This is a genomic window from Kocuria rhizophila DC2201, assembly GCF_000010285.1.
Taxonomy (GTDB): domain Bacteria; phylum Actinomycetota; class Actinomycetes; order Actinomycetales; family Micrococcaceae; genus Kocuria; species Kocuria rhizophila_A.
On record NC_010617.1, the window covers coordinates 668,736 to 693,089 of the forward strand.

Here is a 24,354-nt window from a genome sequence, read left to right on the forward strand (position 1 = left end):
CGTCGTCGTCCCACCAGCATGCGGGAGCCACCCCGCACCCGCGCAGCACAACCGGTACAGCGACGCACGTGGCAGGAGGACCCCATGACGGAACCGATGGAGCGCACCGAGGCGCAGACGCGACGGGAGGGGATGGCGGTGCGTCGAGCCGTGCTCTCGGACGCCCACGTGGACCGTGCGGAGGCCGGGACCACCGCGTTCACCGCCGACTTCCAGGACTACATCACCCGCTGCGCGTGGGGCGAGATCTGGACCCGGCCGGGACTGGACCGCAGGATGCGCAGCGCGTGCGTGCTCACGGCACTGATCGCCGGAGGGCACTGGGACGAGTTCGAGATGCACGTGCGCGCCGCGCGCCGCAACGGGCTCGGCGTGGCCGAGATCCAGGAGGTCATCCTGCAGTCGGCCGTCTACCTCTCCGTCCCCTCGGCCAACAACGCGTTCAAGCACGCGCAGAAGGCCCTGGCGCAGGACACGGACTAGCTCCGGCGCCGCGCCCGCCGGGCACCCGCGCGTACGCCCGCGGCGGCGCACCCCACGAACCGAGAACTAGGAAGGCAGCGCATGCTGAACATCGCAGAGGACGCCGCGGCGGCGGTCGCTCCCGTGCAGGACGGATCCACCGTGATGATCGGGGGCTTCGGCGTGGCCGGGCAGCCCGTGGAGCTCATCGACGCCCTGATCGCCCAGGGCGCCGGCGATCTCACGGTGGTGAGCAACAACGCCGGCAACGGGGACGTGGGGCTCGCGGAGCTGATCCGGCTGGGGCGGGTGCGCAAGATCATCTGCTCGTTCCCGCGCCAGGCGGACTCGTGGCACTTCGACGAGAAGTACCGCGCCGGGCTCATCGAGCTGGAGGTGGTGCCCCAGGGCAACCTCGCGGAGCGGATCCGGGCCGCGGGAGCCGGCATCGGGGCATTCTTCACCCCCACCGGCTACGGCACGCCGCTGGCCGAGGGCAAGGAGGTGCGGGTGCTGGACGGCAGGCACCAGGTGCTCGAGCGCGCGATCCACGCGGACGTCGCCCTCACCAAGGCGCACCGCGCGGACCGCGCCGGGAACCTGGTCTACCGCAGGACGGCGCGCAATTTCGGCCCGGTGATGGCCGCGGCCGCCGCGCACTCCGTCGTGCAGGTGGCGGAGATCGTCGACCGCGGGGCCCTGGACCCCGAGACCGTGGTGACACCCGGGATCTACGTGGACACCGTGGTGCGCATCCCGGCCCCCGAGCAGCAGGACCCGCGAGAGGACGGTGCGGCATGAACGCCCCGCAGACCAGGGACCACAGCCTGAGCTCCGAGCAGCTGGCCCAGGTGGTGGCCCGCGACATCCCCGCCGGCGCCTACGTGAACCTCGGGATCGGCCAGCCCACCCTCGTGGCCAACCACCTGGGGCCCGAGGACGACGTCACCCTGCACACCGAGAACGGGATGCTGGGCATGGGGCCCGAGGCCCACGGGGAGCAGGTGGACCCGGACCTCGTCAACGCCGGGAAGATCCCCGTGCTGGAGACCCCCGGGTGCTCCTACTTCCACCACGCGGACTCCTTCGCCATGATGCGTGGCGGGCACCTGGACTGCTGCGTGCTGGGGGCGTTCCAGGTGGACGTGCACGGCAACCTCGCCAACTGGCATACGGGCAGCCCCGACGCGATCCCGGCGGTGGGAGGCGCCATGGACCTCGCCACCGGGGCCAAGCAGACCTTCGTGATGATGCGCCTGCTCACCCGGGAGGGCCGGCCCAAGCTCGTGCAGCGGTGCACCATGCCGCTGACGGGCGTGGAGTGCGTCTCTCGCGTGTACACGGACCTCGCGGTGTTCGACCTCGCGGACGGCGCCGTCACGGTGCGCGAGACCTTCGGGATCGACGCCGCCGGGCTCGCCGCGCTGCTGGACGTCCCACTGCGCGGGGTGCCCTCGGACGCGGGGCGCTGATCACGCGTGGCTGGGTGCGGGCTCGGTGGTCTGGGGCGTCGGTTTCCCCTGAGCTGCCGTGGCTGATACGATGGGCCAGAATTGCTCGATTCCGGGCAGTTTGCAATGAGATGGCAAATCGGACTCCGTCCTGTGGTACGCACCATGTACCTAGATGCCATCTTTCGTCATGCTCAGGTGCGGTTTCCGAGGCGTTCGCCCCGGCACGCACCGGGCACCCCGGGATCAACGTTCCGTCATCGGCGGGGCCGGCACACACCGCGCACCCGCCCCAACAGGAGGCACTGTGCCAACTATCCAGCAACTGGTCCGCAAGGGCCGGCACTCCAAGGTCGTGAAGACCAAGGCTCCCGCGCTCAAGGGCAACCCCATGAAGCGCGGCGTCTGCACCCGCGTGTTCACCACCACCCCCAAGAAGCCGAACTCCGCGCTGCGCAAGGTGGCCCGTGTGAAGCTCAACGGCGGCGTGGAAGTCACCGCCTACATCCCCGGCGAGGGTCACAACCTGCAGGAGCACTCCATCGTGCTCGTGCGCGGCGGTCGTGTGAAGGACCTCCCCGGTGTCCGTTACAAGATCGTGCGCGGCGCGCTCGACACCCAGGGTGTCAAGGGTCGCCAGCAGGCCCGCTCCCGCTACGGCGCCAAGAAGGAGAAGAAGTAATGCCTCGTAAAGGTCCCGCTCCCAAGCGCCCCCTCGTCGTCGATCCCGTCTACGGTTCGCCCGTGGTCACGCAGCTGATCAACAAGGTCCTGCAGGACGGCAAGAAGTCCACCGCCGAGCGCATCGTCTACGGTGCCCTCGAGGGTGTGCGCAACAAGACCAACTCCGATCCCGTGGCCACCCTGAAGAAGGCCCTCGAGAACGTGAAGCCGGCCCTCGAGGTCCGCTCCCGTCGTGTGGGCGGCGCCACCTACCAGGTGCCCGTGGAGGTCAAGGCCGGTCGTGCCCAGGCGCTGTCCCTGCGCTGGCTCGTGGGCTACTCCAAGGCCCGTCGTGAGAACACCATGACCGAGCGCCTGCAGAACGAGATCCTCGACGCCTCCAACGGCCTCGGTGCCGCTGTCAAGCGCCGCGAGGACACCCACAAGATGGCCGAATCCAACAAGGCCTTCGCCCACTACCGCTGGTAAAATTCGGTAGTCCTGTCGGCCCCGCCCCGGGCGGGGCCGACCTCCAGGGCCCGGCACCACCTTTTACGAAGGGAACCATCGTGGCACTCGACGTGCTTACCGACCTCAAGAAGGTCCGCAATATCGGCATCATGGCTCACATCGATGCCGGTAAGACCACGACCACCGAACGAATCCTGTTCTACACGGGCATCAACCACAAGCTCGGCGAGACGCACGACGGTGCTTCCACGATGGACTGGATGGCCCAGGAGCAGGAACGCGGCATCACCATCACCTCCGCCGCCACCTCGTGCTACTGGCACGACTACCAGATCAACATCATCGACACCCCGGGCCACGTGGACTTCACGGTCGAGGTCGAGCGCTCCCTGCGCGTGCTCGACGGCGCCGTGGCCGTCTTCGACGGCAAGGAGGGCGTGGAGCCCCAGTCCGAGACCGTGTGGCGCCAGGCCGACAAGTACGAAGTGCCCCGCATCTGCTTCGTCAACAAGATGGACAAGCTGGGCGCGGACTTCTACTTCACCGTGGACACCATCAAGTCCCGCCTGGGCGCCACCCCGCTCGTGCTGCAGCTGCCGATCGGCGCCGAGAACGACTTCGTGGGCGTCGTGGACCTCATCACCATGAAGGCCCTGGTCTGGGAGGGCGACTCCAAGGGTGACGTCTCCCTGGGTGCCAAGTATGAGACCCGCGAGATCCCCGAGGACCTCCAGGACCGCGCCGCGGAGTACCGCAACCAGCTGGTCGAGGCCGTCGCGGAGGCGGACGACGAGCTCATGGAGAAGTACCTCGGCGGCGAGGAGCTCACCGAGGACGAGATCAAGGCCGGCATCCGCAAGCTGACGATCACCTCCCAGGCCTACCCCGTGCTGTGTGGCTCGGCGTTCAAGAACCGCGGTGTGCAGCCCATGCTCGACGCCGTGGTGGACTACCTGCCCTCCCCGCTGGACGTGGAGGACGTGCAGGGCCACGCCATCAACGACGAGGAAGAGGTCATGACCCGCACCGCGGACGCCGACGGCCCCTTCGCGGCGCTGGCGTTCAAGGTCGCCTCGCACCCGTTCTACGGCCAGCTCACGTACATCCGCGTGTACTCCGGCAAGGCCAAGGCCGGCGAGCAGGTCATGAACTCCACCAAGGGCAAGCGCGAGCGCATCGGCAAGCTCTTCCAGATGCACTCCAACAAGGAGAACCCGGTGGAGGAGATCTCCGCCGGTCACATCTACGCCGCGATCGGGCTGAAGGACACCACCACCGGTGACACCCTCTCCGATCCCAGCAACCAGATCGTGCTGGAGTCCATGAGCTTCCCGGCCCCCGTGATCTTCGTGGCCATCGAGCCCAAGACCAAGGGTGACCAGGAGAAGCTCTCCACCGCCATCCAGAAGCTCTCCGCCGAGGATCCCACCTTCACGGTGTCCCTCAACGACGAGACCGGCCAGACCGAGATCGGCGGCATGGGCGAGCTCCACCTGGACATCCTGGTGGACCGCATGAAGCGCGAGTTCAAGGTCGAGGCGAACGTGGGCAAGCCGCAGGTGGCCTACCGCGAGACCATCAAGAAGGCCGTCGAGAAGGTCGACTACACGCACAAGAAGCAGACCGGTGGTTCCGGCCAGTTCGCCAAGGTGCAGGTCTCCTTCGAGCCGCTGCCGCTGGACGCCGAAGAGCTGTACGAGTTCGACAACGCCGTGACCGGTGGTCGCGTGCCGCGCGAGTACATCCCCTCCGTGGACCACGGCATCCAGGACGCCATGCAGCTCGGCATCCTGGCCGGCTACCCCGTGGTGGGCGTCAAGGCCACCCTGGTGGACGGCGCGTACCACGACGTCGACTCCTCGGAGATGGCGTTCAAGATCGCCGGCTCCATGGTGTTCAAGGAAGGCGCCCGCCGTGCCAACCCGGTGCTGCTCGAGCCCCTGATGGCCGTGGAGGTGCGCACGCCCGAGGAGTACATGGGCGACGTCATCGGCGACCTCAACTCCCGCCGTGGCCAGATCCAGTCCATGGAGGACGTCACGGGCGTCAAGCTGGTCTCGGCCCTCGTGCCGCTGTCCGAGATGTTCGGCTACATCGGCGACCTGCGCTCCAAGACGCAGGGCCGCGCCGTGTACTCGATGCAGTTCGACAGCTACTCAGAGGTCCCCAAGGCCGTGGCCGAGGAGATCATCCAGAAGAACCGCGGCGAGTGAGCCACCGGGGTTCGCCCCGTAATTTCAGTAAATTCGCAATCCAGAAGTAGACTTGCACAGGTTTCGACACGCTCAGCGCCGACGCGCTGTGGTCACATGCTCCGGGGCTCGGAGCAGTCGAGCAAGTCTCACCTCAATGTTCTAGGAGGAACACATCATGGCGAAGGCCAAGTTCGAGCGCAACAAGCCGCACCTCAACATTGGCACCATTGGCCACGTTGACCACGGCAAGACCACGCTCACCGCTGCGATCTCCAAGGTCCTGGCCGACAAGTACCCGGACGTCAACGAGCAGCGCGACTTCGGTGCCATCGACTCCGCCCCGGAGGAAAAGCAGCGCGGCATCACCATCAACATCGCGCACATCGAGTACCAGACCGACAAGCGCCACTACGCGCACGTCGACGCCCCGGGCCACGCCGACTACGTGAAGAACATGATCACCGGTGCCGCTCAGATGGACGGCGCGATCCTCGTGGTCGCCGCCACCGACGGCCCCATGGCGCAGACCCGCGAGCACGTGCTGCTCGCCCGCCAGGTGGGCGTGCCCTACCTGCTGGTGGCGCTGAACAAGTCCGACATGGTGGACGACGAAGAGCTGCTCGACCTCGTCGAGATGGAGGTCCGCGAGCTGCTGTCGGACCAGGGCTTTGACGGCGACAACGCCCCCGTGGTGCGCGTCTCCGCTCTGAAGGCCCTCGAGGGCGACGCCCAGTGGGTCAAGTCCGTCGAGGACCTCATGGAGGCCGTGGACGAGAACGTGCCGGACCCCGTCCGCGACACCGACAAGCCCTTCCTCATGCCCATCGAGGACGTCTTCACCATCACCGGTCGTGGCACCGTGGTGACGGGTCGCGCCGAGCGCGGCACCCTGCCGATCAACTCCGAGGTCGAGATCGTGGGCATCCGCCCCGTGCAGAAGACCACGGTCACCGGCATCGAGATGTTCCACAAGCAGATGGACGAGGCCATGGCGGGCGAGAACTGCGGCCTGCTGCTGCGCGGTCTCAAGCGTGACGACGTCGAGCGCGGCCAGGTCGTGTGCAAGCCGGGTTCCATCACCCCGCACACCGACTTCGAGGCCAACGTCTACATCCTGTCCAAGGAAGAGGGCGGGCGTCACAACCCGTTCTACTCGAACTACCGTCCGCAGTTCTACTTCCGCACCACGGACGTGACCGGCGTCATCACCCTGCCCGAGGGCACCGAGATGGTCATGCCCGGCGACAACACCGAGATGACGGTCGAGCTGATCCAGCCGATCGCCATGGAGGAGGGCCTCGGCTTCGCCATCCGTGAGGGTGGCCGCACCGTGGGCTCCGGCCGCGTGACCAAGATCATCAAGTAAGACCTCCCGATGATCGGGACCGTGCGCTGAGCCGGTCCTCCCGAAAGCCCCGTGGTTCTCACGAACCGCGGGGCTTTCGCGTGCCCGGGGCCCGCGCTGATGCCGGGAAGCTGCGGCACGCGTCCAGCGAGCCTGCCCCATCGGGCTTGCAAGAGTGGTGGGGCCGGCGGGGGAGACCGCGTTTGCGCCCACCCGCTGATCTCTGGCAGAATGGTCGCTGTTGTTCGCTCAGCGGCGCGAGTTCCACGCGCGCTCGTCATGAACGCAACGTCCATCGCGAGAACCGGGTGCAGAGCACGTGTGCAGCCGAAGCAACCGCGATGCACGCAGCTCCGCGCGACCGCGCCGCGAACAGCAGCACTTCACCGGCACCGCATCACTGTGTGGACTCGGCCTCGTCGCCCAGCGCGACACGCCCGAGTTCGGGTGCCGGAGCCTCGGCAGGGTGAGGAACCCGGGAGAACCCGGATTCAGTCTGTGCGGGGTGGCGGCAGAGGCCGCCGGACACAAGGGGTCCCAGGACCCCATACAGGGAAGTACTTGAAGAAAGAGAGTCACGACGCCATGGCGGGACAAAAAATCCGCATCCGGCTGAAGTCCTATGACCACGAGGTCATCGACGTCTCGGCCCGGAAGATCGTTGAGACGGTGACGCGCGCAGGCGCCACGGTGGTGGGACCCGTCCCGCTGCCCACCGAGAAGAATGTGTACTGCGTGATCCGCTCGCCGCACAAGTACAAGGACAGCCGTGAGCACTTCGAGATGCGCACACACAAGCGGCTGATCGACATCATCGACCCCACGCCCAAGGCTGTCGACTCGCTCATGCGTCTCGACCTGCCGGCTGACGTGAACATCGAAATCAAGCTGTAAAAAGGATCGCATCCCAATGACTACCACTTTCGAACGCCAGGTGAAGGGCCTGCTGGGCACCAAGCTCGGCATGACCCAGGTCTGGGACGAGAACGGGAAGTTCGTGCCGGTGACCGTGGTCAAGGCCGACTCCAACGTCGTGACGCAGCTGCGCAACACGGACAAGGACGGCTACAACGCCGTCCAGATCGGCTTCGGTGCGATCGATCCCCGCAAGGTGACCAAGCCCCTGGCCGGCCACTTCGCCGCTGCAGGCGTGACGCCCCGCCGCCACGTCGTCGAACTCCGTACTTCCGATGCCGCCGAGTACGAGCTGGGACAGGAACTGTCCGTCGAGCTCTTCGAGGCCGGCGCCAAGGTCGACGTGGTCGGCACCACCAAGGGCAAGGGCACCGCCGGTGTGATGAAGCGTCACGGCTTCTCCGGCGTGGGTGCTTCCCACGGTGCGCACAAGAACCACCGCAAGCCGGGCTCCATCGGCGGCGCGTCGTACCCCGCACGCGTGTTCAAGGGCATGCGCATGGCTGGCCGGATGGGCAACGCCCGTCACACCACCATGAACCTGACCGTGCACGCCGTTGACGCCGAGAACTCCCTGCTGCTCATCAAGGGCGCCCTGCCGGGCCCCAAGGGATCGGTCGTCCTCGTCCGTTCCACCGTGAAGGGAGCTTGATACCCATGGCAACTGAAACCGTCAACGTCGAGCTGCCCGCTGAGATCTTCGACGCACAGACCAACGTGGCGCTGCTGCACCAGGTCGTCGTCGCCCAGCTGGCCGCTGCCCGTCAGGGCACGCACAAGACCAAGACCCGCGCAGAGGTCTCCGGCGCCGGCCGCAAGCCGTTCAAGCAGAAGGGCACCGGCCGGGCTCGTCAGGGCTCCATCCGCGCCCCGCACATGACCGGTGGTGGCGTGGTGCACGGCCCCACGCCGCGCGACTACTCGCAGCGGACCCCCAAGAAGATGAAGGCCGCCGCACTGCGCGGTGCCCTCTCCGACCGGGCCCGCAACGGCCGCATCCACGTGGTCGCCGAGCTGGGCGGCGCCGAGCCGTCCACCAAGGCCGCCAAGCAGGCGCTGCGCTCCATCTCCGAGCGCAAGAACCTGCTGGTCGTGCTGGGCCGCGGCGAGGACAACGCCGCGCTGTCCGTGCGCAACCTGGTGAACGTGCACGCGGTGTACGCGGACCAGCTCAACACGTACGACGTGCTCGTCTCGGACGACGTGGTCTTCACCAAGGCCGCCTACGAGTCGTTCGTCGCAGCCGCGTCCGGTAGCAAGCAGGAGGACGCCAAGTGAGCGTTATCTACAACAAGGACCCGCGCGACGTCATCATCCGTCCCGTGGTCTCCGAGAAGTCCTACGGCCTGATCGACGAGGGCAAGTACACCTTCCAGGTGGACCCCTCCGCGAACAAGACCGAGATCAAGTACGCGATCGAGCACATCTTCGGTGTCAAGGTCGCGTCCGTGAACACCCTCAACCGTCCCGGCAAGCGCAAGCGCACTCGCTTCGGCTGGGGACAGCGGAAGGCAACCAAGCGTGCCGTCGTGTCCCTCCGGGAAGGCTCCATCGACATCTTCGGCGGTCCGCTCTCCTGAGCGGAGACCACTTTAACGAGGAACTCAAATCATGGCTATCCGTAAGCACAAGCCGACAACCCCGGGCCGTCGTGGCTCGTCGGTTGCGGACTTCGTAGAAATCACGCGCACCACGCCCGAGAAGTCGCTGGTGCGTCCCCTGCCCAAGAAGGGCGGCCGCAACAACACCGGCCGCATCACCACCCGCCACAAGGGCGGTGGGCACAAGCGCCAGTACCGCGTGATCGACTTCCGTCGTCACGACAAGGACGGCGTGGACGCGAAGGTCGCTCACATCGAGTACGACCCCAACCGCACCGCCCGCATCGCCCTGCTGCACTACGTGGACGGCACCAAGCGTTACATCATCGCGCCGAACCGTCTCCAGCAGGGTGACGTGGTGGAGTCCGGCCCCAACGCGGACATCAAGCCCGGCAACAACCTGCCGCTGCGCAACATCCCGGTGGGCACCGTCCTGCACGCGGTGGAGCTGCGTCCGGGTGGGGGAGCCAAGCTCGCCCGCTCCGCAGGTGCCTCCGTGCAGCTCGTCGCCCGTGAGGGCAAGTACGGCCAGCTGCGCCTGCCCTCCGGTGAGATCCGCAACGTGGACGTGCGCTGCCGCGCGACCATCGGCGAGGTCGGCAACGCCGAGCAGTCGAACATCAACTGGGGCAAGGCCGGCCGCAACCGCTGGAAGGGCGTCCGCCCGACCGTGCGCGGCGTCGTCATGAACCCCGTGGACCACCCCCACGGCGGTGGCGAGGGCAAGACCTCCGGTGGTCGCCACCCGGTCAACCCCAACGGCAAGCCCGAGGGACGCACCCGTCGCCCCAACAAGGAAAGCGACAAGCTCATCGTGCGTCGCCGTCGTACCGGCAAGAACAAGCGCTAAGGAGCCTGAACCATGCCACGCAGTCTCAAAAAGGGCCCTTTCGTTGATCAGCACCTCTTCGTGAAGGTCGCCAAGGAGAACGAGAAGGGCACCAAGAACGTCATCAAGACGTGGTCCCGCCGCTCGATGATCATCCCCGACATGCTCGGCCACACGATCGCCGTGCACGACGGACGCAAGCACGTTCCGGTCTTCATCACGGAGTCGATGGTCGGGCACAAGCTCGGCGAGTTCGCGCCCACCCGCACGTTCCGCGGCCATGTGAAGGACGACAAGAAGGGCAAGCGTCGCTGACCCTCGCGGTCGCAACGCTGCACTTCTTCGACAAGACGAGAGAAGGAAAGCAATGGAAGCCAAGGCATCTGCGCGCTACATCCGCGTGACGCCTATGAAGGCCCGGCGCGTCGTCAACCTGATTCGTGGCCAGCAGGCGAATGAGGCATTGGCGATTCTGAAGTTTGCCCCCCAGGCAGCTTCCGAGCCGGTGTTCAAGGTTCTCGAATCCGCCGTGGCCAACGCCCGGCAGAAGGCCGACCGCGAGGGACTCGCGTTCAAGCCGGAAGACCTCGTGGTCTCCGCGGCCTTCGTGGACGAGGGACCCACCATGAAGCGGTTCCAGCCGCGTGCCCAGGGCCGTGCGTTCCGCATCAACAAGCGCACGAGCCACGTGACCGTGGTCGTGGCGACCCCGGAGAAGGAGGAGGTCCGCTAAGTGGGACAGAAAATCAACCCCAACGGATTCCGTCTGGGCATCACCACCGACCACGTCTCGCACTGGTACGCCGACTCCAACCAGCCGGGTCAGCGCTACAAGGACTACATCCGCGAGGACGTCAAGATCCGCGAGCTCATGTCCAAGGGCATGGACCGCGCCGGGATCTCCAAGGTCGAGATCGAGCGCACCCGTGACCGCGTCCGCGTGGACATCCACACGGCACGTCCGGGCATCGTGATCGGCCGCCGCGGTGCCGAGGCGGACCGCATCCGCGGCGAGCTCGAGAAGCTCACCGGCAAGCAGATCCAGCTCAACATCCTCGAGGTCAAGAACCCGGAGATCGACGCCCAGCTCGTCGCGCAGGGCGTGGCCGAGCAGCTGGCCTCCCGTGTCGCGTTCCGCCGCGCCATGAAGAAGGCCATCCAGTCCGCGCAGCGCGCGGGCGCCAAGGGCATCCGCATCCAGTGCGCCGGCCGTCTGGGCGGCGCCGAGATGTCCCGCTCGGAGTTCTACCGCGAAGGCCGTGTGCCCCTGCACACCCTGCGCGCGAACATCGACTACGGCTTCTTCGAGGCGAAGACCACCTTCGGCCGCATCGGCGTGAAGGTCTGGATCTACAAGGGCGACCTGACCGACAAGGAACTCGCTGCCCAGCAGGCCGCTGCTCCCTCCTCGCGGGGTCGCAACGACCGTCGCGGCGGTGGCGGTGGCGAGCGTCGTCGTCGCCCGAATGACCGTAACGATCGTGGCGGGCGCCGTGAGCGCGACTCCGCCGCCGCCCCCCAGCAGAACAGCGCTGCGGAGGCCAACAACGCAGAGGGTGGTAAGTAATGCTTATCCCACGTCGTGTGAAGTTCCGCAAGCAGCACCACCCGCGTCGTCGCGGTCAGGCCAAGGGCGGAACCCAGGTCACGTTCGGCGAGTGGGGCATCCAGGCGATGAGCCCGGCGTACGTCACGAACCGTCAGATCGAGGCCGCGCGTATCGCCATGACCCGCCACATCAAGCGTGGCGGCAAGGTCTGGATCAACATCTACCCGGACCGTCCCCTGACCAAGAAGCCCGCCGAGACCCGCATGGGTTCCGGTAAGGGTTCCCCCGAGTGGTGGATCGCCAACGTCAAGCCCGGACGCGTCATGTTCGAGATCTCGGGCGTGAGCGAGGACGTGGCCCGTGAGGCCCTGCGCCTGGCAATCCACAAGCTCCCGATGAAGGCACGCATCGTGCGTCGCGAAGGCGGTGAATGATCAATGGCTATTGGATCCAAGGATCTGAACATGGACAACCTTGCGGCTCTTGACACCGGTGCCCTCACCGACCAGCTGCGCAAGTCCAAGGAAGAGCTGTTCAACCTGCGCTTCCAGGCTGCGACCGGTCAGCTCGAGAGCAACACCCGGCTGAAGTCCGTCAAGCGCGACATCGCCCGGATCTACACCGTCCTGCGCGAGCGCGAGCTCGGCATCCGCGAGGACGTGGCGCCGGCTGCCGCGAAGACCGAGAAGAAGGCCTCGAAGAAGGCTGCCAAGTCTGAGGATGATGCCAAGTGAGCGAGCAGGTCAACAACGAAACGGCCGCGGCCGAGCGCGGTGACCGCAAGTCCCGCCAGGGCTACGTGGTCTCCGACAAGATGGACAAGACCGTGGTGGTCCAGGTCGAGGACCGCGTCAAGCACGCGCTCTACGGCAAGGTCCTGCGCAAGTCCAAGCGCGTGAAGGCCCACGACGAGGAGAACTCCTGCGGCGTGGGGGACCTCGTACGCATCGTCGAGACCCGTCCGCTGTCCGCCAACAAGAACTGGCGGGTCGTGGAGATCGTCGAGAAGGCCAAGTAGGTCCTTTCCGCGAGATCGTGTCTCAGCCCCCGTCCGGCACTGCCGGGCGGGGGCTGAGCCCGTTCCGGGGGAGGGCCCCGGCTGATTGGAGTTCGCCCCCTGCATGCGGTAGATTAGGCCGGTACGCGTGTCGTCACACGTGTGCCCTTCTGGCTTCGACCCTGCTGAGTCAGAATCCACGACCAACGCCGCGCCCTCGAGGTGCGTGCCCGTTGGCGGCAAGTCCCGCGGTCCGCCGCGGAAGGCGCCGCACCCGCTCGGTGCGAACGCTGCGAGAACTTGCCCGTTGATTCTGCGCTCAGCACCGGATCCGGGCAGGGCAGCTCGGCGAGATCCCTCGCCCACATGTGCGATCACCGCGTGCAAACTCCGCGCAGCGCCCCGGGCCCCTCCTACGGCCTCGGGGGACACCGTGGCGGGGAGCGTTCACACGACCACCGTTCCGCAAGGCTCGACATTCAGCAGGTTTGGATGAGAACCGGCGCGACGACAGGAGTATTCAGTGATTCAGCAGGAATCGCGGCTGCGGGTTGCCGACAACACGGGTGCGAAGGAAATTCTCACCATCCGTGTGCTCGGTGGATCCGGACGCCGTTACGCAGGCATTGGTGACGTCATCGTCGCCACCGTCAAGGACGCCATCCCCGGCGGCAACGTCAAGAAGGGCGACGTTGTCAAGGCGGTTGTGGTCCGTACCAAGAAGCAGAGGCGCCGTCCCGACGGTTCCTACATCCGTTTCGACGAGAACGCCGCAGTGATCTTGAAGAACGACGGGGACCCCCGCGGCACGCGCATCTTCGGCCCCGTGGGCCGCGAGCTGCGCGACAAGAAGTTCATGAAGATCGTCTCGCTGGCTCCGGAGGTGCTCTGACATGGCTAAATTCAAGATCAAGACCGGCGACCTCGTGCAGGTCATCACCGGCAAGAACAAGGGCGAGCAGGGCAAGGTCCTGCGCGTGATCACCGAGACCTCCCGCGTGGTGGTCGAGGGTGTGAACGTCGTGACCAAGCACAAGCGCGCCAACGCCCAGGGCGAAGCCGGCGGCCTCGTCAAGTCCGAGGCTCCCATCCACATCTCCAACGTGATGCTCGGGGACCCGGAGACCGGCAAGCCGACCCGTGTGGGCTACCGCACCGAGACCGTGGAGCGCGACGGCAAGCAGAAGACCGTCCGCGTTCGCGTGTCCAAGAGCACCGGCAAGGATCTGTGATGAGCGAAACGACCGAAACCAAGTTCACCCCCCGGTTCAAGACCAAGTACCAGGAGACCGTTGCTCCGGCGCTTCAGGAGCAGTTCGGCTACGCGAACGTCATGGAGATGCCGCGCGTGGTCAAGGTCGTGGTCAACATGGGACTGGGCGAGGCGGCCAAGGACTCCAAGCTGGTGGACAACGCCATCAAGGACCTCACCGCCATCACCGGCCAGAAGCCCGTGATCAACCGTGCCAAGAAGTCCATCGCGCAGTTCAAGCTGCGTGAGGGCATGCCGATCGGCGCGCACGTCACCATGCGCGGCGACCGCATGTGGGAGTTCCTGGACCGCCTGGTCACGCTCGCGCTGCCGCGCATCCGTGACTTCCGTGGGCTGTCCGACCGTCACTTCGACGGCAACGGCAACTACACCTTCGGTCTGACGGAGCAGTCCATGTTCCACGAGATCGATCAGGACAAGATCGACCGCGTGCGTGGCATGGACATCACCGTGGTCACGTCCGCCAAGACCGACGACGAGGGTCGTGCGCTGCTCAAGGCGCTCGGCTTCCCGTTCAAGACCAACTAATTCCATCGACGCCAGAAGGTCCCTGCGGGCTGCAACCGGCAGGGAAACCGTGGCGAGGAAGGGCTGAAGCCCACATGACAATGACAGATCCCGTCGCAGACATGCTGACGCGTCTGCGCAACGCGAACTCCGCCTACCACGACACCGTGAGCATGCCGTACTCCAAGCTGAAGGCTCGGATCGCGGAGATCCTCAAGGCCGAGGGCTACATCGCGGACTGGTCCGAGGAGCCCGCGCGGGTCGGCAAGACGCTGACCCTGTCGCTGAAGTTCGGGTCCAACCGTGAGCGCTCGATTGCTGGTGTGCGCCGCATCTCCAAGCCGGGCCTGCGCGTGTACGCGAAGTCCACGAACCTCCCCCGGGTGTTCGGCGGCCTCGGCATCGCGATCCTCTCCACGTCCTCCGGACTGCTCACTGACAAGCAGGCCGGCAAGAAGGGCGTGGGCGGGGAAGTCCTCGCGTACGTCTGGTAACCGGTAGCACAGAAGAAGAAAGGAAGAAGACATGTCACGTATTGGACGTCTCCCGATCTCTGTGCCCGCCGGTGTGGAGGTTTCCGTGGACGGTTCCGCGGTGTCGGTCAAGGGCCCCAAGGGCACGCTGACCCACACTGTCTCGGCACCCATCACGGTGGTCGTGGAGGACGGCACCGTTCAGGTGTCCCGCCCCAACGACGAGCGCGAGTCCCGCTCCTTGCACGGTCTCACGCGTTCCCTGATCGCCAACATGATCCAGGGTGTGTCCGAGGGATACACCAAGCAGCTGGAGATCGTGGGCACGGGTTACCGCGTGCAGGCCAAGGGGGCCGACCTGGAGTTCGCTCTGGGCTACAGCCACCCGGTTCCCTTCTCCGCGCCGGACGGCATCACGCTGTCCGTCGAGGGGAACAACAAGGTCACCGTTTCCGGTATCGACAAGCAGCAGGTTGGCCAGGTCGCCGCGAAGATCCGCTCCCTGCGTCTGCCCGATCCCTACAAGGGCAAGGGTGTCCGCTACGCGGGCGAGCAGATCCGCCGCAAGGCCGGAAAGGCTGGTAAGTAATCATGGCTCTCGTAATCAAGGGAAAGTCGAAGGCTGCCCAGCGCGCGCGGCGTCACCGTCGCGTTCGCAAGCACATCGCCGGAACCGCGCTGCGCCCCCGTCTGGTGGTCACGCGTTCCACCCGCCACATGGTCGCCCAGGTGATCGACGACGACAAGGGCTTCACCCTGGTCTCCGCGTCCACCATGGAGAACGACCTGCGTGCGTCGTCCGACGACAAGACCGCCAAGGCCAAGCGCATCGGTGAGCTGATCGCCGAGCGCGCCAAGGCCGCGGGGATCGAGACCGTCGTGTTCGACCGCGGCGGCAACAAGTACCACGGCCGTGTGGCCGCGGTGGCCGAGGGTGCCCGTGAAGGAGGTCTGGCGCTGTGAGCGAGCAGAAGAACGAGAAGGAAACTCAGGTGAGCGAAGCCACCAACGGTTCCAACGAGACTGCCGGGGCGAACGCCTCGCAGCGTGGTTCCGACGACAACCGCGGTGCCCGCGGCGGTCGCAACGAGCGCGGTGGCCGCAACGAGCGCGGTTCGCGCAACGACCGCGGCGGCCGTGGTGGTCGTGGCGGGCGTGACGAGGAGAAGGACAAGTTCCTCGAGCGCGTCGTCACCATCAACCGCGTGTCGAAGGTCGTGAAGGGCGGTCGTCGCTTCAGCTTCACCGCTCTCGTGGTCGTCGGCGACGGCAACGGCATGGTGGGCGTGGGCTACGGCAAGGCCAAGGAAGTTCCCGCGGCCATCTCCAAGGGCGTCGAGGAGGCGAAGAAGAACTTCTTCCGCGTCCCGCGTGTGGAGGACCGCACCATCCCGCACCGCGTGCAGGGTGAGGCCGCGGCCGGCGTCGTCATGCTCCGTCCCGCCACCCCGGGTACCGGTGTGATCGCCGGCGGTCCGGTGCGTGCGGTGCTCGAGTGCGCCGGCATCCACGACGTGCTGTCCAAGTCGCTCGGCTCGTCCAACCAGATCAACATCGTGCACGCGACCATCCAGGCGCTGCGTGAGCTCGAGGAGCCCGCGTCCGTGGCGGCCCGCCGTGGCCTGCCCATGGACGAGGTCGTCCCGGCGCCGTTGCTGCGTGACATCCAGAAGGCAGGTGCCTGATGAACGGAAAGCGCATCCAGGCCACCGGCGCGACCCTGCGTGTCAAGCAGGTCCGTTCCGTGGTCGGTCAGAAGCAGAACATGCGCGACACGCTGCGTTCGCTGGGTCTCAAGCGCCCCGGCCAGGTCGTGGAGCGCAAGGCCGATGCGGCCACCGTGGGCATGATCAACACGGTGACCCATCTCGTTGAGGTTGAGGAGGCTTGAGCATGGCTGAGAACACCCAGAACAAGCGCCACGCTCTGAAGGTTCACCACCTGCGTCCGGCCCCCGGATCGCACCAGGCCAAGACCCGTCTTGGCCGCGGTGAGGCCTCCAAGGGCAAGACGGCGGGTCGCGGTACCAAGGGCACCAAGGCGCGCTACCAGGTCAAGGCCGGCTTCGCGGGCGGGCAGCTGCCGCTGCACATGCGTCTGCCGAAGCTGCGCGGGTTCAAGAACCCGTTCCGCGTGGAGTACCAGGTGGTCAACCTGGACCGTCTCGCGGAGCTGTTCCCCGAGGGTGGCACCGTCACCGTCGCGGACCTCGTGTCCAAGGGCGCAGTACGCAAGAACCAGCCGGTGAAGGTGCTGGGCAGCGGGGAGATCTCCGTGGCCCTGAACATCACCGCGGACAAGTTCTCGGCCTCCGCGGCCGAGAAGATCTCCGCGGCCGGCGGTTCCACGCAGAACGCGTGACCCGTTTCCAGCATCCGGTTGTAGGGTGAGTCCCTGAACTGGAGTGGGCCCCGTGCCGTCTCGACGGCGCGGGGCCCACTGCTTTCCCGGGATGCCTCTGCGGCGGGCCACAGGGCTGCCGCGCATCCTTCGCTAGACTTGCCCGGGGCCGGGACCTCCCGGGCCACCACATTTTTGGAGGAGGACCAGTGCTCAGTGCTTTCGCGCGGGCGTTCACCACGCCGGAGCTGCGCAACAAGCTGCTGTTCACGCTCGGGATCATCGTGATCTACCGGCTGGGGACTTTCATCCCCGCGCCGGGGGTGGACTACGGCAACGTCCAGCAGTGCCTGGCGATGGGCAACACCACGGGCGGCGCGTACGACCTGGTCAACCTGTTCAGCGGCGGCGCCCTGCTGCAGCTGTCGGTCTTCGCCCTCGGCGTGATGCCCTACATCACGGCGAGCATCATCGTGCAACTGCTGCGCGTGGTCATCCCGCGCTTCCAGGAGCTGCACGAGGAGGGCGCCCAGGGGCAGACCAAGCTCACGCAGTACACCCGCTACCTCACCATCGGCCTGGCCGCGCTCAACGCCACCACGGTGATCTCGCTGGCGCGCTCCGGGAACCTGCTGGGCAACTGCCCGCTACCGGTGATCCCGGACGACTCCCTGTTCGTGCTGGTGGTCATGATCATCACCATGACGGCCGGCACCACCGTGATCATGTGGCTCGGTGAGCGCATCACGGACCGCGGCGTGGGCAACGGCATGTCCCTGCTGATCTTCACCTCGATCGCCGCGACCTTCCCGTCCGCGCTCGGTGAGATCCTGCGCACCCGCGGCTGGGGGATCTTCCTGGGCGTGTGCGCGATCGGGCTGGTGGTCATCACGTGCGTGGTGTTCGTGGAACAGTCCCAGCGCCGGATCCCGGTGCAGTACGCCAAGCGCATGGTGGGGCGCCGCACGATCGGCGGCACCAGCACCTACATCCCGCTGAAGGTCAACATGGCCGGCGTGATCCCCATCATCTTCGCGTCCTCCATGCTCATGCTGCCCACCATGCTGGCCCAGTTCGCCATGCCCGACGACGGCAGCCCCGTGCCCGGGTGGGTCAACTGGATCAACACGTACCTGGCCCGCGGCGACCACCCCGTGTACATGACGGTCTACTTCCTGCTGATCGTGGCGTTCACGTACTTCTACGTGTCCATCACGTTCAACCCGGAGGAGGTCTCCAACAACATGAAGCGCTACGGCGGCTTCATCCCGGGGGTCCGCGCGGGCCGTCCCACAGAGAACTACCTGCGCTACGTGCTCTCGCGCATCACCCTGCCGGGCGCGCTGTACCTGGGCATCCTGTCCATGATCCCGCTGATCGCGCTCGTGGCCTTCGGCGCGAACCAGAACTTCCCGTTCGGCGGTCCGTCCCTGCTGATCATGGTGGGCGTGGGCCTGGACACGGTCAAGCAGATCGACGCCCAGCTGCAGCAGCGCCACTACGAGGGCCTGCTGCGCGCCTGAGCCGCGCCGCGGCGTCGTCGTCAGGGTGCCTCTGGCGGGTGACGACGCCGCCCGGTCACGTCGAGCGCGTCCGGGCGCCCCGGTAGAGTGGCAGCACGTACCCGCTCACGCAAGGAGAGATCATGACCCGCATGTTGATCATCGGACCGCCAGGTGCAGGCAAGGGCACGCAAGCCGCCCGGATCTCCGAGCGACTGGGCGTGCCCGCCATCTCCACCGGGGACATCTTCCGAGCGAACATCAAGGACCAGACCGAACTGGGCCGTGAGGCGCAGCGCTACACGGACGCGGGCAACCTCGTGCCGGACTCCGTGACCAACGAGATGGTGCGGGACCGGCTCTCGCACGAGGACGTCTCCGGAGGGTTCCTGCTCGACGGCTACCCCCGCACCGTGGCGCAGGTCGAGGAGCTCGACCGGATCCTCGAGGCGAACGGCGTGGGCCTCGACGTGGTGCTGCTGCTGACCGCGGACAACGACGAGCTCGTGTCCCGGCTGCTGGGCCGGGCCCAGGAGCAGGGCCGCACGGACGACACCGAGGACGTGATCCGCCACCGTCTGGACGTCTACGACGAGCAGACCGCCCCGGTGGTGGGCGTCTACGAGGACCGCGGCATCGTGGTGCGCGTGGACGGGCTGGGCAGCATCGACCACGTCACCGAACGCATCATGGCGGCGCTCGAGCGCTGAGCCCGCCCGCCGCTGCGACGGCTCCCGCACGGGACCGTCAGGGCGGCACGAGACCACGAGAGGGCCCCCGGGCCGGTGCACAGCACGGGCCCGGGGGCTCCACCATCGACACCCGCAGCGAGCGGGACGCATCCAGGGAGGACCCGAGCACCGTGCTGGGACGCCGCAAGATCCAACTCAAGTCCGACGCCGAGCTGGCCGCCATGGCCCGGGCGGGCGTCGTGACGTCCCGCGCGCTCGACGCCGCGGTGGCCGCGGCCGTGCCCGGGGCCACCACCGCGGACCTCGACCGCGCCTTCCGCGCGGTGCTGGACGAGTACGGGGCGGAGTCCAACTTCCTGGGCTACTACGGCTACCCGGCCACGGTGTGCACCTCCGTCAACGAGGAGGTGGTCCACGGCATCCCGGGGGAGCGGGAGCTGCGCGACGGGGACATCGTCTCGATCGACGGCGGGGCCGTGGTGGCCGGCTGGCACGGGGACTCCGCCCGCACGGTGCTCGTGGGCGAGTCCCAGGACCCCGCGGACCAGGAGCTCTCGGACGTCACACGGGCCGCCATGTGGCGCGGCATCGCCGCCATGGCCACGGGCACGCACGTGGGCGACATCGGTCTCGCGGTGGAGAACCACGTGCGCGGGACCGTGGGCGGGCGCCTCGGGATCCTCGAGGACTACGTGGGCCACGGCATCGGCACCGAGATGCACATGGCCCCGGACGTGCCAAACTTCGCGATCAAGCACCGCGGTCCCAAGCTGGTTCCCGGCACGGCACTGGCCGTCGAGCCCATGCTCGTGCGCGGCGGCATCGAGACCAGCGTGCTCGCCGACGACTGGACGGTCGTGACCGTGGACGGCTCCCGGGCGAGCCAGTGGGAGCACAGCGTGTGCCTGCACAGCCGGGGCGTGTGGGTGCTCACGGCCGAGGACGGCGGAGCCTCCGGACTCGAGCCGCTCGGGATCCACCCGGTCCCGATCCCGGGATCCTGACCCCGGACACCCGGACACCCGGACACCCGGACACCCGGACACCCGGACACCCGGACACCCGGACACCGACACGGAAGAGGACAGCCATGACCACGACACCCGTGGAGATCACACCGAGGCCCGAGACCGGCCAGCTGGTGTTCAAGCCCGCCCGCCGGGGCAAGCCGCCGCTGCACCTGGCGGACTTCGACATGGCCGGGCGCAAGGAGTTCCTGCGGGCGGCCGGCTACCCGGCGTTCCGGGCGTCGCAGCTGTCCAAGCACTACTTCGAGCGCTTCGAGGCCGATCCCGCCGCCATGACGGACCTTCCCGCGGGGCAGCGGGAGGAGCTCGTGGCCAAGGCCATGCCGCCGCTGCTCAAGACCGTCCGGCAGCTGCGCGCGGACGAGGGGATGACCGTCAAGTCCGTGCACCGGCTCTTCGACAACGCCATGGTGGAGTCCGTGCTGATGCGCTACGACAAGCGCGTGACCATGTGCATCTCCTCGCAGGCCGGCTGCGGCATGAACTGCCCCTTCTGCGCGACCGGCCAGTCGGGGCTCACCCGCAACCTGTCCGCGGCGGAGATCGTGGACCAGGTGGTGCAGGGCGTGCGCGCACTGCGTGACGGTGCGGTGGGGGACCCGGAGGAGGCGCCGCAGCGGGTGTCCAACATCGTGTTCATGGGCATGGGCGAGGCGCTCGCGAACTACAAGGCCACCATGGGTGCGGTGCACCGGATCATCGACCCGTCGCCCGAGGGCCTGGGCATCTCCGCCCGCGGGCTCACGATGTCCACGGTGGGCCTGGTGCCCGGCATCCGCAAGTTCACCCTCGAGAAGCTGCCCATCACGCTCGCGCTGTCCCTGCACGCCCCCGACGACGAGCTGCGGGACGAGCTGATCCCCATCAACACCCGGTGGAAGGTGGACGAGGCGCTCGACGCCGCCCGCGACTACTACGACGCCACGGGCCGCCGCGTGTCCATCGAGTACGCGCTGATCCGCGACATCAACGACCAGGGCTGGCGCGCGGACCTGCTGGGGGAGAAGCTCAACAAGCGGGGTGGGGGATGGGTGCACGTGAACCCCATCCCGCTCAACCCCACGCCCGGCTCCAAGTGGACCGCCTCGCGGCCCGGGGTGGAGCAGAACTTCGTGGAGCGGCTGCGCGCCCACGGCATCCCCACCACGGTGCGGGACACCCGGGGCTCGGACATCGACGGCGCCTGCGGCCAGCTGGCCACGGAGGCCTGAGCGGTCCACCGCGCGGGAGCGGCGCGCCGCCTGGAGCCGGGCGCGGCGGCGTCGTGCCTTGCGGAAACCACCGGAAAGGCGTAGTGTCGTCCGTTGGTTGTTTGTGCTCGCAGGTCGAGCCGTGCCCAGAACCCCGACCCCCGCTGCCGCGTGCAGTGCGGGGTTGTTCATCTGGTGGGCTGGATCGGAGCACCGCCGTCCGGATAGACACCCGGACCCCTCGAGAAGTTAGCGGAGGATATGGCCAAGAAAGACGGAGTCATCGAGATTGAAGGCACTGTGGTCGAGGCACTGCCCAATGCGTCGTTCCGTGTTGAGCTGACCAACGGTCACAAGGTGCTCGCCCACATCTCGGGCAAGATGCGCCAGCACTACATCCGGATCCTCCCCGAGGACCGCGTTGTGGTGGAGCTCAGCCCCTATGACCTCTCCCGAGGCCGGATCGTCTACCGCTACAAGTAGCATCCGCGGCCACCGCCGCGCCAGGGACACCTGCGCGCTCCGGGGCCACAGTGCATACGCCATTACTAGTACGCGAAGGAATGCGATGAAGGTCCAACCGAGCGTCAAGCAGATCTGCGACAAGTGCAAGGTGATCCGCCGCAACGGCCGGGTCATGGTGATCTGCGAGAACCCCCGGCACAAGCAGCGCCAGGGCTGACGGGAACGCTCCCGCCCACGCAAGTGGATTGACAAGAACGGACACCGCAGCCGCCGCCCCAGGGCGCGGCAACCCCCGGCACGGAGGCCGGAGACCGATCGTGAACCGATCGGGACGCGGTGTTCAAGACCTCCGGAACATCAAGGAGAACCGCCACTATGGCTCGTCTCGCAGGCGTCGACCTTCCCCGTGAAAAGCGGCTGGAAGTTGCGCTGACCTACATCTACGGCGTGGGCCGTACCCGCGCACTCGAAACCCTGGAAGCCACGGGCATCTCCGGGGACGTGCGCGTCAAGGATCTCACCGATCCGCAGCTCGTGGAGCTGCGCGACTACATCGAAGGCAACTACAAGGTCGAAGGCGATCTTCGCCGTGAGGTGGCCGCCGACATCCGCCGCAAGGTCGAGATCGGCAGCTACCAGGGCCTGCGTCACCGTCGGGGTCTGCCCGTCCACGGCCAGCGCACCAAGACCAACGCCCGCACCCGCAAGGGTCCCAAGCGCACGGTCGCCGGTAAGAAGAAGTAATCGCGGCCGCCGTCCGGTGGGCGGCTGACCGACGTCGAAGATCTTTGTAGGAGAATCCATGGCCCAGAAAACTCGCGCGACGGCCGCTCGCAAGCCGCGTCGCAAGGTGAACAAGAATGTGACCCAGGGACAGGCTCACATCAAGTCCACGTTCAACAACACCATCGTGTCCATCACCGACCCCTCGGGTGCGGTCCTGTCGTGGGCCTCGGCCGGCGGCATGGGCTTCAAGGGCTCGCGCAAGTCCACTCCGTTCGCCGCGCAGCAGGCCGCAGAGGCCGCAGCCAAGGGCGCCCAGGAGCACGGAATGCGCAAGGTGGATGTGTTCGTCAAGGGACCGGGCTCGGGGCGCGAGACCGCGATCCGCGCCCTGCAGGCCACCGGGCTGGAGGTCGGCTCCATCCAGGACGTGACCCCGTCCGCGCACAACGGCTGCCGTCCCCCGAAGCGCCGCCGCGTCTGACTCGTGTCGCGTGGTCACCGGGCTCTCACGAGCCCGGTGACCACGCATCGACGCGGTGACCTCGCCTGCTCACCGCGGCATCCACCCATTTTGTTTTCCACCACCTGCGTGCGTCATATGGCGGAGGCACGCTGAAAGGAAACATCAGTGCTCATCGCACAGCGCCCCACCCTCACGGAAGAGGCTGTGGCCGAGAACCGCTCCCGGTTCGTGATCGAACCCCTCGAGCCGGGTTTCGGGTACACCCTCGGTAACTCCCTGCGTCGCACGCTCCTGTCCTCCATCCCCGGGGCCTCCGTGACCAGCATCCGCATCGACGGCGTGCTGCACGAGTTCTCCACCGTGGAGGGCGTCAAGGAGGACGTCACCGAGCTCATCCTGAACATCAAGAAGCTCTCCCTGTCCTCCGAGGAGGACGAGCCCGTCACGGCGTGGCTGCGCAAGCAGGGCCCGGGTGAGGTCACCGCGGCTGACATCTCGGCCCCGGCCGGGGTGGAGGTCCACAACCCCGAGCTGCACATCGCCACGCTGAACTCGAAGGGCCAGCTCGAGATCGAGCTGACCATCGAGCGCGGCCGCGGCTACGTCTCGGCGTCCCAGAACAAGTCCGGTGACGCGGAGGTCGGTCGGATCCCCGTGGACTCGATCTACTCCCCGGTGCTCAAGGTGACCTTCCGCGTGGAGGCCACCCGTGTCGAGCAGCGCACCGACTTCGACAAGCTCATCCTGGACGTGGAGACCAAGGAGGCCATCTCCCCGCGTGACGCGGTGGCCTCTGCCGGCACCACCCTGGTGGAGCTGTTCGGGCTCGCCCGCGAGCTGAACTCCTCCGCCGAGGGCATCGAGATCGGGCCGTCGCCCACGGACGCGGCCGCCGCCGCAGACATGGCGCTGCCCATCGAGGATCTCGAGCTGTCGGTGCGGTCCTACAACTGCCTCAAGCGCGAGGGCATCCACAGCGTGGGTGAGCTCGTGGGCCGTTCCGAGGCGGACCTCATGGACATCCGCAACTTCGGTGCGAAGTCCATCGACGAGGTCAAGGACAAGCTCGGCGAGCTCGGTCTGGCCCTGAAGGATTCCCCTCCGGGCTACGACCTCGCCGCCCACGCGGCGTCCCTCGAGGACGAGGACGACAACAACAACCCGTTCGACGTCGACCTCGACTGACGCCCACACCACTTTCCGTGCCCCGCGGCGGC

36 protein-coding genes are annotated in these 24,354 nt (G+C 67.2%); all 36 read left to right on the forward strand.

Annotated features, from left to right (window positions below; genetic code table 11):
* Nucleotides 1–84: 84 nt before the first annotated feature.
* The 36 genes from KRH_RS02935 (at nucleotide 85) to KRH_RS03110 (ending at nucleotide 24,322) form a co-directional block, all read left to right on the forward strand.
* Nucleotides 85–483: a carboxymuconolactone decarboxylase family protein gene (locus KRH_RS02935; protein ID WP_012397681.1), complete on the forward strand. Its 399-nt coding sequence runs from the start codon at nucleotides 85–87 to the stop codon at nucleotides 481–483.
* Nucleotides 484–564: 81 nt separating this feature from the next.
* On the forward strand, nucleotides 565–1,263 hold the full coding sequence (locus KRH_RS02940) for a 3-oxoacid CoA-transferase subunit A (RefSeq protein WP_012397682.1): 699 nt from the start codon (nucleotides 565–567) through the stop codon (nucleotides 1,261–1,263).
* Nucleotides 1,260–1,934 (forward strand): 3-oxoacid CoA-transferase subunit B, encoded by a 675-nt coding sequence (locus KRH_RS02945; protein WP_012397683.1) that lies wholly within the window; start codon nucleotides 1,260–1,262, stop codon nucleotides 1,932–1,934. The genes KRH_RS02940 and KRH_RS02945 overlap by 4 nt, the downstream gene beginning before the upstream one ends.
* Before the next feature lie 286 nt (nucleotides 1,935–2,220).
* Nucleotides 2,221–2,595, forward strand: coding sequence for a 30S ribosomal protein S12 (rpsL, locus tag KRH_RS02950; RefSeq protein WP_012397684.1), 375 nt, complete (start codon nucleotides 2,221–2,223; stop codon nucleotides 2,593–2,595).
* Nucleotides 2,595–3,065 carry a 30S ribosomal protein S7 gene (rpsG, locus tag KRH_RS02955; protein WP_012397685.1) on the forward strand — a complete coding sequence of 157 codons (471 nt, stop codon included), beginning with the start codon at nucleotides 2,595–2,597 and terminating at the stop codon, nucleotides 3,063–3,065. The genes rpsL and rpsG overlap by 1 nt, the downstream gene beginning before the upstream one ends.
* Before the next feature lie 80 nt (nucleotides 3,066–3,145).
* Entirely contained in the window at nucleotides 3,146–5,260 is a 2,115-nt protein-coding gene (gene fusA / locus KRH_RS02960) for an elongation factor G (RefSeq protein WP_012397686.1), read from the forward strand.
* Nucleotides 5,261–5,417: 157 nt separating this feature from the next.
* Nucleotides 5,418–6,608 carry an elongation factor Tu gene (gene tuf, locus KRH_RS02965; protein WP_012397687.1) on the forward strand — a complete coding sequence of 397 codons (1,191 nt, stop codon included), beginning with the start codon at nucleotides 5,418–5,420 and terminating at the stop codon, nucleotides 6,606–6,608.
* Nucleotides 6,609–7,172: 564 nt separating this feature from the next.
* Complete coding sequence (gene rpsJ, locus KRH_RS02970; protein ID WP_003803825.1) at nucleotides 7,173–7,481, forward strand: 30S ribosomal protein S10; 309 nt, start codon at nucleotides 7,173–7,175, stop codon at nucleotides 7,479–7,481.
* Nucleotides 7,482–7,497: 16 nt separating this feature from the next.
* Nucleotides 7,498–8,154, forward strand: coding sequence for a 50S ribosomal protein L3 (rplC, locus tag KRH_RS02975; RefSeq protein WP_012397688.1), 657 nt, complete (start codon nucleotides 7,498–7,500; stop codon nucleotides 8,152–8,154).
* Between the two features lie 5 nt (nucleotides 8,155–8,159).
* Nucleotides 8,160–8,780, forward strand: a complete 621-nt coding sequence (rplD, locus tag KRH_RS02980) for a 50S ribosomal protein L4 (RefSeq protein WP_012397689.1) — start codon at nucleotides 8,160–8,162, stop codon at nucleotides 8,778–8,780.
* Complete coding sequence (rplW, locus tag KRH_RS02985) at nucleotides 8,777–9,082, forward strand: 50S ribosomal protein L23 (protein ID WP_012397690.1); 306 nt, start codon at nucleotides 8,777–8,779, stop codon at nucleotides 9,080–9,082. Before rplD ends, rplW begins: the two co-directional genes overlap by 4 nt.
* 31 nt (nucleotides 9,083–9,113) lie before the next feature.
* Nucleotides 9,114–9,953: a 50S ribosomal protein L2 gene (gene rplB, locus KRH_RS02990; protein WP_012397691.1), complete on the forward strand. Its 840-nt coding sequence runs from the start codon at nucleotides 9,114–9,116 to the stop codon at nucleotides 9,951–9,953.
* Nucleotides 9,954–9,965: 12 nt separating this feature from the next.
* Entirely contained in the window at nucleotides 9,966–10,247 is a 282-nt protein-coding gene (rpsS, locus tag KRH_RS02995) for a 30S ribosomal protein S19 (RefSeq protein WP_012397692.1), read from the forward strand.
* A 52-nt stretch (nucleotides 10,248–10,299) separates the two neighbouring features.
* On the forward strand, nucleotides 10,300–10,665 hold the full coding sequence (gene rplV / locus KRH_RS03000) for a 50S ribosomal protein L22 (RefSeq protein WP_012397693.1): 366 nt from the start codon (nucleotides 10,300–10,302) through the stop codon (nucleotides 10,663–10,665).
* Nucleotides 10,666–11,499 carry a 30S ribosomal protein S3 gene (gene rpsC / locus KRH_RS03005; protein WP_012397694.1) on the forward strand — a complete coding sequence of 278 codons (834 nt, stop codon included), beginning with the start codon at nucleotides 10,666–10,668 and terminating at the stop codon, nucleotides 11,497–11,499. It begins immediately after the preceding gene.
* A complete protein-coding gene (rplP, locus tag KRH_RS03010; protein WP_012397695.1) occupies nucleotides 11,499–11,915 on the forward strand; it encodes a 50S ribosomal protein L16 in 417 nt (138 codons plus the stop codon). The genes rpsC and rplP overlap by 1 nt, the downstream gene beginning before the upstream one ends.
* A 3-nt stretch (nucleotides 11,916–11,918) precedes the next feature.
* Nucleotides 11,919–12,215 (forward strand): 50S ribosomal protein L29, encoded by a 297-nt coding sequence (gene rpmC, locus KRH_RS03015; RefSeq protein WP_012397696.1) that lies wholly within the window; start codon nucleotides 11,919–11,921, stop codon nucleotides 12,213–12,215.
* Nucleotides 12,212–12,499 carry a 30S ribosomal protein S17 gene (rpsQ, locus tag KRH_RS03020; RefSeq protein WP_012397697.1) on the forward strand — a complete coding sequence of 96 codons (288 nt, stop codon included), beginning with the start codon at nucleotides 12,212–12,214 and terminating at the stop codon, nucleotides 12,497–12,499. Before rpmC ends, rpsQ begins: the two co-directional genes overlap by 4 nt.
* A 502-nt stretch (nucleotides 12,500–13,001) precedes the next feature.
* Nucleotides 13,002–13,370, forward strand: coding sequence for a 50S ribosomal protein L14 (gene rplN / locus KRH_RS03025; RefSeq protein ID WP_012397698.1), 369 nt, complete (start codon nucleotides 13,002–13,004; stop codon nucleotides 13,368–13,370).
* 1 nt (nucleotide 13,371) lies between these two features.
* Nucleotides 13,372–13,710, forward strand: a complete 339-nt coding sequence (rplX, locus tag KRH_RS03030; RefSeq protein WP_012397699.1) for a 50S ribosomal protein L24 — start codon at nucleotides 13,372–13,374, stop codon at nucleotides 13,708–13,710.
* A complete protein-coding gene (gene rplE, locus KRH_RS03035; RefSeq protein WP_012397700.1) occupies nucleotides 13,710–14,279 on the forward strand; it encodes a 50S ribosomal protein L5 in 570 nt (189 codons plus the stop codon). The genes rplX and rplE overlap by 1 nt, the downstream gene beginning before the upstream one ends.
* Nucleotides 14,280–14,353: 74 nt before the next feature.
* Nucleotides 14,354–14,752 carry a 30S ribosomal protein S8 gene (gene rpsH / locus KRH_RS03040; RefSeq protein WP_012397701.1) on the forward strand — a complete coding sequence of 133 codons (399 nt, stop codon included), beginning with the start codon at nucleotides 14,354–14,356 and terminating at the stop codon, nucleotides 14,750–14,752.
* 31 nt (nucleotides 14,753–14,783) lie between these two features.
* Nucleotides 14,784–15,320 carry a 50S ribosomal protein L6 gene (gene rplF, locus KRH_RS03045; protein WP_012397702.1) on the forward strand — a complete coding sequence of 179 codons (537 nt, stop codon included), beginning with the start codon at nucleotides 14,784–14,786 and terminating at the stop codon, nucleotides 15,318–15,320.
* A 2-nt stretch (nucleotides 15,321–15,322) separates the two neighbouring features.
* Complete coding sequence (gene rplR, locus KRH_RS03050; RefSeq protein WP_012397703.1) at nucleotides 15,323–15,694, forward strand: 50S ribosomal protein L18; 372 nt, start codon at nucleotides 15,323–15,325, stop codon at nucleotides 15,692–15,694.
* Nucleotides 15,691–16,416 carry a 30S ribosomal protein S5 gene (gene rpsE, locus KRH_RS03055; protein ID WP_041297299.1) on the forward strand — a complete coding sequence of 242 codons (726 nt, stop codon included), beginning with the start codon at nucleotides 15,691–15,693 and terminating at the stop codon, nucleotides 16,414–16,416. The genes rplR and rpsE overlap by 4 nt, the downstream gene beginning before the upstream one ends.
* Nucleotides 16,416–16,622 (forward strand): 50S ribosomal protein L30, encoded by a 207-nt coding sequence (rpmD, locus tag KRH_RS03060; protein WP_012397705.1) that lies wholly within the window; start codon nucleotides 16,416–16,418, stop codon nucleotides 16,620–16,622. Before rpsE ends, rpmD begins: the two co-directional genes overlap by 1 nt.
* Before the next feature lie 2 nt (nucleotides 16,623–16,624).
* Nucleotides 16,625–17,092 carry a 50S ribosomal protein L15 gene (gene rplO, locus KRH_RS03065; protein ID WP_012397706.1) on the forward strand — a complete coding sequence of 156 codons (468 nt, stop codon included), beginning with the start codon at nucleotides 16,625–16,627 and terminating at the stop codon, nucleotides 17,090–17,092.
* A 188-nt stretch (nucleotides 17,093–17,280) separates the two neighbouring features.
* Nucleotides 17,281–18,594 (forward strand): preprotein translocase subunit SecY, encoded by a 1,314-nt coding sequence (gene secY, locus KRH_RS03070; RefSeq protein ID WP_012397707.1) that lies wholly within the window; start codon nucleotides 17,281–17,283, stop codon nucleotides 18,592–18,594.
* Nucleotides 18,595–18,716: 122 nt separating this feature from the next.
* Nucleotides 18,717–19,283, forward strand: coding sequence for an adenylate kinase (locus tag KRH_RS03075; protein WP_012397708.1), 567 nt, complete (start codon nucleotides 18,717–18,719; stop codon nucleotides 19,281–19,283).
* Nucleotides 19,284–19,435: 152 nt separating this feature from the next.
* Nucleotides 19,436–20,269, forward strand: a complete 834-nt coding sequence (gene map, locus KRH_RS03080; protein ID WP_012397709.1) for a type I methionyl aminopeptidase — start codon at nucleotides 19,436–19,438, stop codon at nucleotides 20,267–20,269.
* An 86-nt stretch (nucleotides 20,270–20,355) separates the two neighbouring features.
* Nucleotides 20,356–21,504, forward strand: a complete 1,149-nt coding sequence (rlmN, locus tag KRH_RS03085; protein ID WP_012397710.1) for a 23S rRNA (adenine(2503)-C(2))-methyltransferase RlmN — start codon at nucleotides 20,356–20,358, stop codon at nucleotides 21,502–21,504.
* 240 nt (nucleotides 21,505–21,744) lie between these two features.
* Nucleotides 21,745–21,966, forward strand: a complete 222-nt coding sequence (gene infA / locus KRH_RS03090; RefSeq protein ID WP_012397711.1) for a translation initiation factor IF-1 — start codon at nucleotides 21,745–21,747, stop codon at nucleotides 21,964–21,966.
* 85 nt (nucleotides 21,967–22,051) lie between these two features.
* On the forward strand, nucleotides 22,052–22,165 hold the full coding sequence (gene rpmJ / locus KRH_RS03095; protein WP_012397712.1) for a 50S ribosomal protein L36: 114 nt from the start codon (nucleotides 22,052–22,054) through the stop codon (nucleotides 22,163–22,165).
* 158 nt (nucleotides 22,166–22,323) lie between these two features.
* Nucleotides 22,324–22,692 (forward strand): 30S ribosomal protein S13, encoded by a 369-nt coding sequence (gene rpsM, locus KRH_RS03100; RefSeq protein ID WP_012397713.1) that lies wholly within the window; start codon nucleotides 22,324–22,326, stop codon nucleotides 22,690–22,692.
* Nucleotides 22,693–22,750: 58 nt separating this feature from the next.
* Nucleotides 22,751–23,155 (forward strand): 30S ribosomal protein S11, encoded by a 405-nt coding sequence (gene rpsK, locus KRH_RS03105; RefSeq protein ID WP_012397714.1) that lies wholly within the window; start codon nucleotides 22,751–22,753, stop codon nucleotides 23,153–23,155.
* Nucleotides 23,156–23,302: 147 nt separating this feature from the next.
* Nucleotides 23,303–24,322 (forward strand): DNA-directed RNA polymerase subunit alpha, encoded by a 1,020-nt coding sequence (locus KRH_RS03110; protein WP_012397715.1) that lies wholly within the window; start codon nucleotides 23,303–23,305, stop codon nucleotides 24,320–24,322.
* Nucleotides 24,323–24,354 lie beyond the last annotated feature (32 nt).

Excerpts from the sequence above, each read along its gene's own strand:
- KRH_RS02935 (WP_012397681.1), top strand. The coding sequence starts at position 85 with ATGACGGAACCGATGGAGCGCACCGAGGCGCAGACGCGACGGGAGGGG.
- KRH_RS02940 (WP_012397682.1), top strand. The coding sequence starts at position 565 with ATGCTGAACATCGCAGAGGACGCCGCGGCGGCGGTCGCTCCCGTGCAG.
- KRH_RS02945 (WP_012397683.1), top strand. The coding sequence starts at position 1,260 with ATGAACGCCCCGCAGACCAGGGACCACAGCCTGAGCTCCGAGCAGCTG.
- rpsG (WP_012397685.1), top strand. The coding sequence starts at position 2,595 with ATGCCTCGTAAAGGTCCCGCTCCCAAGCGCCCCCTCGTCGTCGATCCC.
- tuf (WP_012397687.1), top strand. The coding sequence starts at position 5,418 with ATGGCGAAGGCCAAGTTCGAGCGCAACAAGCCGCACCTCAACATTGGC.
- rpsJ (WP_003803825.1), top strand. The coding sequence starts at position 7,173 with ATGGCGGGACAAAAAATCCGCATCCGGCTGAAGTCCTATGACCACGAG.
- rplC (WP_012397688.1), top strand. The coding sequence starts at position 7,498 with ATGACTACCACTTTCGAACGCCAGGTGAAGGGCCTGCTGGGCACCAAG.
- rplD (WP_012397689.1), top strand. The coding sequence starts at position 8,160 with ATGGCAACTGAAACCGTCAACGTCGAGCTGCCCGCTGAGATCTTCGAC.
- rplB (WP_012397691.1), top strand. The coding sequence starts at position 9,114 with ATGGCTATCCGTAAGCACAAGCCGACAACCCCGGGCCGTCGTGGCTCG.
- rpsS (WP_012397692.1), top strand. The coding sequence starts at position 9,966 with ATGCCACGCAGTCTCAAAAAGGGCCCTTTCGTTGATCAGCACCTCTTC.
- rplV (WP_012397693.1), top strand. The coding sequence starts at position 10,300 with ATGGAAGCCAAGGCATCTGCGCGCTACATCCGCGTGACGCCTATGAAG.
- rplP (WP_012397695.1), top strand. The coding sequence starts at position 11,499 with ATGCTTATCCCACGTCGTGTGAAGTTCCGCAAGCAGCACCACCCGCGT.
- rpmC (WP_012397696.1), top strand. The coding sequence starts at position 11,919 with ATGGCTATTGGATCCAAGGATCTGAACATGGACAACCTTGCGGCTCTT.
- rplX (WP_012397699.1), top strand. The coding sequence starts at position 13,372 with ATGGCTAAATTCAAGATCAAGACCGGCGACCTCGTGCAGGTCATCACC.
- rplE (WP_012397700.1), top strand. The coding sequence starts at position 13,710 with ATGAGCGAAACGACCGAAACCAAGTTCACCCCCCGGTTCAAGACCAAG.
- rpsH (WP_012397701.1), top strand. The coding sequence starts at position 14,354 with ATGACAATGACAGATCCCGTCGCAGACATGCTGACGCGTCTGCGCAAC.
- rplF (WP_012397702.1), top strand. The coding sequence starts at position 14,784 with ATGTCACGTATTGGACGTCTCCCGATCTCTGTGCCCGCCGGTGTGGAG.
- rplR (WP_012397703.1), top strand. The coding sequence starts at position 15,323 with ATGGCTCTCGTAATCAAGGGAAAGTCGAAGGCTGCCCAGCGCGCGCGG.
- rpmD (WP_012397705.1), top strand. The coding sequence starts at position 16,416 with ATGAACGGAAAGCGCATCCAGGCCACCGGCGCGACCCTGCGTGTCAAG.
- rplO (WP_012397706.1), top strand. The coding sequence starts at position 16,625 with ATGGCTGAGAACACCCAGAACAAGCGCCACGCTCTGAAGGTTCACCAC.
- KRH_RS03075 (WP_012397708.1), top strand. The coding sequence starts at position 18,717 with ATGACCCGCATGTTGATCATCGGACCGCCAGGTGCAGGCAAGGGCACG.
- rlmN (WP_012397710.1), top strand. The coding sequence starts at position 20,356 with ATGACCACGACACCCGTGGAGATCACACCGAGGCCCGAGACCGGCCAG.
- infA (WP_012397711.1), top strand. The coding sequence starts at position 21,745 with ATGGCCAAGAAAGACGGAGTCATCGAGATTGAAGGCACTGTGGTCGAG.
- rpmJ (WP_012397712.1), top strand. The coding sequence starts at position 22,052 with ATGAAGGTCCAACCGAGCGTCAAGCAGATCTGCGACAAGTGCAAGGTG.
- rpsM (WP_012397713.1), top strand. The coding sequence starts at position 22,324 with ATGGCTCGTCTCGCAGGCGTCGACCTTCCCCGTGAAAAGCGGCTGGAA.
- rpsK (WP_012397714.1), top strand. The coding sequence starts at position 22,751 with ATGGCCCAGAAAACTCGCGCGACGGCCGCTCGCAAGCCGCGTCGCAAG.